The sequence below is a fragment of the Acinetobacter sp. GN11 genome (genome assembly GCF_054823985.1).
On the sequence record NZ_JRVL01000025.1, the window covers coordinates 1 to 7,209 of the forward strand.

9 protein-coding genes are annotated in these 7,209 nt (G+C 34.5%); all 9 read right to left on the reverse strand.

Annotated elements, in window-relative coordinates; genetic code table 11:
* On the reverse strand, positions 1-1,037 hold a 1,037-nt coding region (locus NL42_RS03120), incomplete at its 3' end, for a helix-turn-helix domain-containing protein (RefSeq protein WP_461311717.1).
* A gap of 18 nt (positions 1,038-1,055) precedes the next feature.
* A complete protein-coding gene (locus tag NL42_RS03125; protein ID WP_151745096.1) occupies positions 1,056-1,727 on the reverse strand; it encodes a hypothetical protein in 672 nt (223 codons plus the stop codon).
* A gap of 146 nt (positions 1,728-1,873) precedes the next feature.
* Complete coding sequence (locus NL42_RS03130) at positions 1,874-2,191, reverse strand: hypothetical protein (protein WP_151745095.1); 318 nt, start codon at positions 2,189-2,191, stop codon at positions 1,874-1,876.
* Between the two features lie 87 nt (positions 2,192-2,278).
* Positions 2,279-3,040: a hypothetical protein gene (locus tag NL42_RS03135; protein WP_461311718.1), complete on the reverse strand. Its 762-nt coding sequence runs from the start codon at positions 3,038-3,040 to the stop codon at positions 2,279-2,281.
* A gap of 43 nt (positions 3,041-3,083) precedes the next feature.
* Positions 3,084-4,436 carry a tyrosine-type recombinase/integrase gene (locus NL42_RS03140; protein ID WP_461311719.1) on the reverse strand — a complete coding sequence of 451 codons (1,353 nt, stop codon included), beginning with the start codon at positions 4,434-4,436 and terminating at the stop codon, positions 3,084-3,086.
* Between the two features lie 440 nt (positions 4,437-4,876).
* Positions 4,877-5,125, reverse strand: a complete 249-nt coding sequence (locus tag NL42_RS03145) for a helix-turn-helix domain-containing protein (protein WP_199111869.1) — start codon at positions 5,123-5,125, stop codon at positions 4,877-4,879.
* A 269-nt stretch (positions 5,126-5,394) separates the two neighbouring features.
* Complete coding sequence (locus tag NL42_RS03150) at positions 5,395-6,465, reverse strand: ATP-binding protein (protein ID WP_461311720.1); 1,071 nt, start codon at positions 6,463-6,465, stop codon at positions 5,395-5,397.
* An 11-nt stretch (positions 6,466-6,476) separates the two neighbouring features.
* The gene (locus NL42_RS03155; protein WP_461311721.1) at positions 6,477-6,803 is read right to left on the reverse strand and encodes a hypothetical protein; all 327 of its coding nucleotides are present in this window, start codon (positions 6,801-6,803) and stop codon (positions 6,477-6,479) included.
* Between the two features lie 2 nt (positions 6,804-6,805).
* On the reverse strand, positions 6,806-6,994 hold the full coding sequence (locus NL42_RS03160; protein ID WP_461311722.1) for a hypothetical protein: 189 nt from the start codon (positions 6,992-6,994) through the stop codon (positions 6,806-6,808).
* Positions 6,995-7,209: the final 215 nt, after the last annotated feature.

Consider the following 7,209-nt stretch of genomic DNA (forward strand, 5'->3'; position numbering starts at 1 on the left):
CCAAACTTATCAATGATATTTGCTTTATCAAAACCACCTTGTTCAAGTAACATTTTAATCATATTTTTAAGTAAATTAGGCTCTTCTGGTGGAGTTTCAACATCGTAAGGTTCTGATTTTGTGTAACCTCGATAGCGGTAACTTCTCCAGAGTTTTGAATTCTGATCCTCAGAAATGATATTTAAAGTTTTTGCTTTATATATCATTGCAGCCAAAGAAATTCCCCAGCGCTTTTTAAGTAGCATTAAGGATTCAAGTGAAATACGACTTCTCGTTTCAGCTATAAATGCGCTTGTAGGGAATAAAAAGCAATTGGCAAAATAGTGGGCTTGATCTTCAAGCTTATCAAACCAATTTTTTTTATCCTCTTCAGTTAGATATCTATGCATTACGATATGTCCTAACTCATGTGCTAAATCAAATCTACTTCTAAAGTAGTTATGTTTATCGGCAGCAATAAAGATATAAGGCTTATCATTTATCCAAGCGGATGTACCATCCATCTCTTCATAACCAATTTCAAATCTAGCAACCACAATACCTGCACGTTCTATACGTTTCATCAGGTTCGGAATAGGCGATGAACCCAATCCCCAATGATTACGTAACTGCTCTGCTAATAATTGAATTTTACCTTCATTTAATGATAAGGACTCTTCTCTAGTTAAGGAGTCAATTAAGTCAACCTTAGGAAATGAAATCCATTCATCCGCTATTGAATGTACTTCTGCTAAGTTCATTAACATTGCATTTGATCTAAAACACGGTGCTTTTAGCACACGTTTTTTTGCACGATTTAAGAATAAAGGGTTACCGTAATTAGGAACTTTACGAATAAACCAATGCAATGGAATACCTAAAGCCTCAGCTAGATTATTTAATACCTCTGGCTGAGGGCTATGAGTACCATCTTCCCATTTTGTAACAGTAGATGGCGCTACATCAATCATTGTAGCCAAAGCAGTTTTACTTAAGTCATCGTACATTTGACGGGCAAGTTTCAACCTTTCTGGCTCGAACTTATCTATACCCAACATCGTCTGTACCTCCAATATTTACTCACCTGAAGCGCGAGAACCATCATCAGCTTGTTCAAGGCGTTTCTTGATCGCGAGTATAGGTTCTTCTGCTACATCAGTCATCGGTTCTGAAGCAGATTTTTTCAATTCAGCTAAACTAAATTGTAGAATTGGTCTATTCTCAATCGGATGTGGAATAATGAAATCTAGATCTAATAATTCAAAATCTGAATTCCAGTAACCAGTTACACAAACAAAAAGTAAATCATCCAATTCTACGTCTTCATTAAGAATAGCCTTAATCAAAAGATCACTTTGGTGGTTTTTAACAAGTCCAATATTTGAACGGGATTGTTCAAGATAAAATTTAGCGTTTTTAGTATTCAAAGAATCTTTTCTGGTAATGACAACATGACATGATGGTGTTGTCATTTGAACAAATTGATGTCCTTTAGGTTTAGTATCTCGAACTACAGCATTATGACCCGATTCATTAGCAGTTGCCAAAAGCGCATCCATTAATAAACCAGGTTCATATTTTGAACTTTCTTGTTGAGCAAGTTCAGGAGAGAAGTAAATTTCTTGCACAAAAGCATCTTTTTCTAGAAGTCTATTCTTGATAGAAAAAACTAAACCATCTAAAAAGTTAGTACCGAATTCATGAGCAATGCGGCTTTGAATGTGAGGTCGAAGTTCGTTTATATCCATAAGTGTATAACTCGGCTGGTTTTGTCAAAATGTATCATATTTCTTTCGTATGATGTATATATTTTTATGTTTGAATCAAGGGTCTTGTTTAATTTTTAGTATTAGTCAAGGGTTAGAATCTAAACTAACCCGAGTGAAAATTGAAGTTAAAGAGCACTAAAAACCATTGGATACCAATGCATAGAGGTATGTTTTTGGAATTCTTTTGCAACAGGGAAGTCAACAATTACACCATCACCAGTATAAAGTATTGGCTCACAGGGCGAGAACATGATTTTATTGTCATGTATTAATGAATTAATTGCTTCAATAAAGTCAATTGTCACATTTGGCCAAAAAAGCAAGTTGAAGCTCTCTTGACCGAAATGTTCACTTCCCTTTATTTCTGGAAATTCATTTTGTAACTCTACAAAAGAAACATTGCCATGCATATTCTTTATAAAGTTCAAGATTTTTTCTTTCATATTTTTACTATAGTCGAATGAAGATAATTGAGTTTAGAAATTTATATAGCTTCTAGCAATAAATCCATAATTCGAATATATAAAATTTTAATAATTGTGAGGCTGTAAGAGAAGAATGGCATACATTTTTGCAAAATTGGGATTATCAGGATTACTCTCAGGTAGATAAAAAATAACTTTGAAGGTTTGATTTTGCTCAAAGCCATCAATATCTAAATAATTGATTTCAATATTGTCTTCCAGAACAAAACGCTCATTTTTTAATGAACTAATGTCAACCATTATGTTTAAATAAAAAACCTCATCCTTGTTAATATTTTTCTTAGTAGTTGATAAATTTATTTCTGCCTTTGAGCTTGAAAAAATCAATGAAAATTTGGATTGACTTATAAATCCATTTGTATAGCAATCAACCAGAGGTGAGTTGCTAATGATTCCAATTTTAAAATATAGATTCGTTGCATTTGATACAAACTCTTCTGGTTTTGTTGGTAAAGTTTTGAGTTGAGCTCGAGTAATTTTTCTTCTATTCTCTTTTTCTTTCAATAAAATACTAAGTTGTCTTTCAGCAATTTCAAGATTTTTATCTTGTTGTTTCATGTTAAGCATAAGCCACAAAAATGCTAATGGTGCAAAAATACCAGAAAGAAAGCCTCCCAGATCCCCTAGATTAATTGACTCAAATTTTATATGTAAATTTCCCAAATGCAGAGTATTATCTTCACCTAAAGGAAGTGCCAACAAGATAATCAAAAATAAGAAAAATTGTAAAGTTAGCATATAAACAATATTTCTAAAGCTAAATAGGGTTTTATAAAAATTTATACATTCTATAAAAAATTCTTTCATGTCGACCTTTAAATTTAATAGTTACGTATTTTATTTTGCCCAACTATTCACAATATCTGCTTATAATAATATTGTTATGCTCATTCCATTTTTCTTGAATATTCCTTATTGATTTTTGTTCAAAGGAGATTCTTTTTTTGATCAAAGCTTTTGAAATGTCAGATAACACAACATTTTCAATCATATTCATAGCCTTACGAAGATCATCAAATGTCACTTGGACATACCCATCGGTTACATCATTATCATCATCACCAACTGTGTGATTAATGAGTTTTTTAATTGTGTAACTACCAATCGCTAGACTATTTGCGATTGTTCCAAAGGTTCTCCGCAAGTCGTGAAATGTAAATTGAATGCCAGTTGCTTCAGTTATCGTATAGCGAGCTTCACGCTTATCAACAATATGTGAATCAAGCGTATCACCAGCGAAAACGTATTTATTATTGCCAGCAAGTTTTTTTCGTTCTGCCAAAATATACCAAAGCATTTCTCCCATCGGTAGCAGAAGGTCTTCATGATTTTTGGGATCCTGAATTTTTATAGTTCCATATTTTAAGTCAACATTTGTCCATTCCAGTGTTTCACCTTCTTCTCTGCGAAATCCGGTTAGTATCAATAGAAGTAAAAAATCTTGATTTGTATATGCACGATGATTTGAATTTTGGTTACCAGACCACCAAGTTGTACACACAGCAAGTGACCAGTCATGTATCTGGTCTGCTCGAATATACCCTTTACGGCGTTTTATCTTATTCCATTTCTTCTCTTTATAAATAACTCCAACAGGGCTTTTTTCTGTGATAATTTTTTCATCATTATCGTTATATAGAATTGAGGCATTGAAGTTGTAGACAGCAGATAAAAACTTCATTGCAAGATTTGCCTGCGCTAAACTTCGCTCCGATAAATCCATATGCTTGTTTAAAGTCATTTTCTGAGAAATTTCAGTAATTTTGATGTTTTTCCAATCTTTAAAATAATCATTGGCACATCGGTCATAAGCATCAATCGTATTAGCACTTAGCTTTTTTTTACTTTTGTAGACTTCATAGGCTTGTTCAAGCGTAGGGATTAGTTCATTTGCTTCTTTTTCGGATTTAAAGTCATTCTTTAATTGTCTTTTTTGAGCAACTGGATCAATACCCTGGTGCATCATTAACAATATTTTTTTAGCTTCAGTACGTGCTTGCTCAAGAGTATATACGCCATGTTTACCAATGGACTTCCTTTTGTTTCGGCCATCGGGCATTCTCGTTTCAACAAAATAGGTTTTCGACTTTGTTGCAATTAAACCAAAACCAATAGTAACTGAGTCACGATAAAATTTACTTCCCGTTTCTTCGAGGGGAATGCTGTCGATAAATGTTTTTGTAAGTTTATATCTTTGGGTCATGGTGACTTAAAAAGGACGAAACGATACGCTGCAATATACCACAATATTTCTAGAGCCTACTATAAGCCTATTTTTGATTGATTTAGTGGAAAATAATAGGTTTTTAAATTGATATTATGGGTTGTAAGTTATTGTTTTTATAACTAAATAAATGCTCCGAAGATGCCGCTGCATGTGTCGTTACCCTGAACCCGATGAGTTCTCGGGTAAAAATGATTTTATAGCAACATGAAACGATATTAGACCATTTATAAATATATGAAAATAGTTTTTAAGTTTTTGTATTTTAATGAAAACACCTGAAACAATATTAAAGCTCATGTCATGATACGACAGTATACTTTATTTGCCTATTATCTGCCTATTTTTGCAAATTTGCCTATTTTTATTGGTTTTAAGCCTATTGTTTGCCTACTAAATTTTTACATTAAAAAAGGCGGTTAAACCGCCATTTGTGATGTTGATTGTATGCGTCGTCGTTCAATATAAGCTAAAACATCAGCTTTTTTATAAATAATTTTTCGATAGTGAACTTTTGCAAAGGGAATGCCGCCACCTTCACAGCGCTTTTTTTGCAACCATGAGGTTGAAACATCAAGTATTGCCGCAAGTGATTCTGGTGAAAATTCTTCATCATCATTGGCGGCATTGAATTTATCAATCTCAGCTTGTTTATCAATACATTTCATTTAGATTACCTCACCAAAACACTGCAATTAAAAAAGCTAAAAACCATAATGTATTTGTTCCATAGAGCGCTTCTTTCATTGTTTTAATTCCTCAAAAGCATTTTTACGGGCAGAAGCCTGATTCTTGAGTAAGGAGATATGAGCATCCTTAATCAGCTCATTGCTCTGTATGACGCGTTGCTTGGCATGGAGGGCAGAGGTCGCTTCAATACGACCCCTTAGAGTGCCGTTGCCATGTAGTTTGGCAACATACCTAAAGATATAGGTACTTAAGCGCTCCAACCCTCCATGTCCTTTTTTGCAGTGCATGCATTTTTAATGTTTTGTTCGTATTTAGTACCTTTGAAATATTTAGCAGGATAGTCCAAGTCATTCATAGATTTAGCTGCTTCAATATGATTCAGAGCCAGTTGATACTCTGTTTCTAAAGTCTTTTCTTGCTGATCTTTTAACTGCTGCTCATTTGCTTGCTGAGCTTGTTCGTTGCGTTGAATAATTTTTTTTATACTTTCACAAGTTTCATCAAATATTTGCTGTTTCACATCATGAAGACTATTAAGAGCACGCTTTGAGCAGTAATTTGCAATATCAATACCTGCTTGTTGCATTAAATGCTCAAGTTCTAAATATTGATTGCCGTTGATACATGCATTAGCAGAACCTGAAAGGAGCCACTGTTTTAATAAAACTCCGTCATTTTCACCAAGTTGTCTTGGATCTAAAAACAAACGTGAACGGTCTTTAGTAGCCACAGCAATATTGTCATGAGTTAAATCAAGTACAGTGGTAAATTCATATTCAATGCCATCACGCTGTTCTGCCTTCATTCCAACTTTTTCAACTTTCTTTTTGCCGTTGTCGTTGGTTTGAATCGTTTCCATTTTTGAGCGCATGGTTACAATGATGTTGATGCTTGACTGCAACATTGCATCAATGAATTTTCGATGGCGGGGAGTTGCTTGGCTCCAAGCTCCCCACGAATTACCTTTAAACGGGCCGGCAGCCAATTGATCTACAATCTCTAAACAGCCGCCTACACCAGACCATTCATGGGTAATACTGTCTAAAATAAGGGTGTCAAAATTTGCTTGCTCAGCAGCTTTAATTACCTGAATAAACTTTTCTGGTGTGTAGGGAGGTTGAATATTGGCATGTTCAAATTCCACCAAATCTTCATAAAGCTCGGCGCTACTATTTTCAGTGTCAGCGACAGCAATACGACCACCAATACCTTTAGCTAGTAATAGTGCAGTAAAGGTTTTACCTGAGCCTGTAGGCCCTGCAATTGCTAAACGCAATTTTGCATTTTTACGTTCTGCTTTTTTAAAGAAAACTGTCATTTTTATTATCCTTATCTTGAGCCAGTGAAGCCGCGTTTTTGCTTATACGTTTTGCGGTCATGTGAAGAGATATTTGTTTCAAGTAGCTTTATAGCCAGTTGCTTTCTACGCTGAAAATCAATTTCTTGAGTAAGTACTTCCCAAACTTTTGGATATTCAGTTTTGAACTTCTCAACATCTAAAGGAGTCTTAACTTCGTCTTTAACTTTGTAAAGAACTGAGCCATTAGCATTTGATGCAAATACTTGCCAACCGATTCGTACAGAGTAGAGGCTCGTTAAGCGGTCAAGACCTAAATAAGTCTTGTAGCCGTCAGGATGCTTTTTGAAATTAGTCATGATTAGCCACCAAACATCCATGTGATAAAAGATGAGATGACTATCCAAAGGAATACAGAAAGGACAATAAACTTTAGAAAGTCGATTGAATTGGCTTTGATCGTCGCAAAACGAGAAGGGCGCTGCTCTTCAACAGTTGGGTGTTGATATAAGCGTACAGTCGTTTGACTAGGGATAGTGTTTTGTTTCATACTTATCTCGCAGTTTGTTTGCAAAGCACATCGGGGGTCGAGATCTGATGTGCTTTTTTGTTGTCTTGATGAATAAAATATACCTACTAGGTAAAATAAAGTAAATACCTGTTAGGTAAAATAATAAAATTAATTTTTACTCTTGAGGTAAATTGATGTTCAATAAGGAAAAGAAAACCCACCATGGTGGTGGGTTGGATGGAGTGTATTATGAG

What these genes read in the sequence shown, in the direction of transcription:
- NL42_RS03125 (WP_151745096.1), bottom strand. Translation starts at nt 1,727, where the DNA reads ATGGATATAAACGAACTTCGACCTCACATTCAAAGCCGCATTGCTCAT.
- NL42_RS03130 (WP_151745095.1), bottom strand. Translation starts at nt 2,191, where the DNA reads ATGAAAGAAAAAATCTTGAACTTTATAAAGAATATGCATGGCAATGTT.
- NL42_RS03135 (WP_461311718.1), bottom strand. Translation starts at nt 3,040, where the DNA reads ATGAAAGAATTTTTTATAGAATGTATAAATTTTTATAAAACCCTATTT.
- NL42_RS03140 (WP_461311719.1), bottom strand. Translation starts at nt 4,436, where the DNA reads ATGACCCAAAGATATAAACTTACAAAAACATTTATCGACAGCATTCCC.
- NL42_RS03145 (WP_199111869.1), bottom strand. Translation starts at nt 5,125, where the DNA reads ATGAAATGTATTGATAAACAAGCTGAGATTGATAAATTCAATGCCGCC.
- NL42_RS03150 (WP_461311720.1), bottom strand. Translation starts at nt 6,465, where the DNA reads ATGACAGTTTTCTTTAAAAAAGCAGAACGTAAAAATGCAAAATTGCGT.
- NL42_RS03155 (WP_461311721.1), bottom strand. Translation starts at nt 6,803, where the DNA reads ATGACTAATTTCAAAAAGCATCCTGACGGCTACAAGACTTATTTAGGT.
- NL42_RS03160 (WP_461311722.1), bottom strand. Translation starts at nt 6,994, where the DNA reads ATGAAACAAAACACTATCCCTAGTCAAACGACTGTACGCTTATATCAA.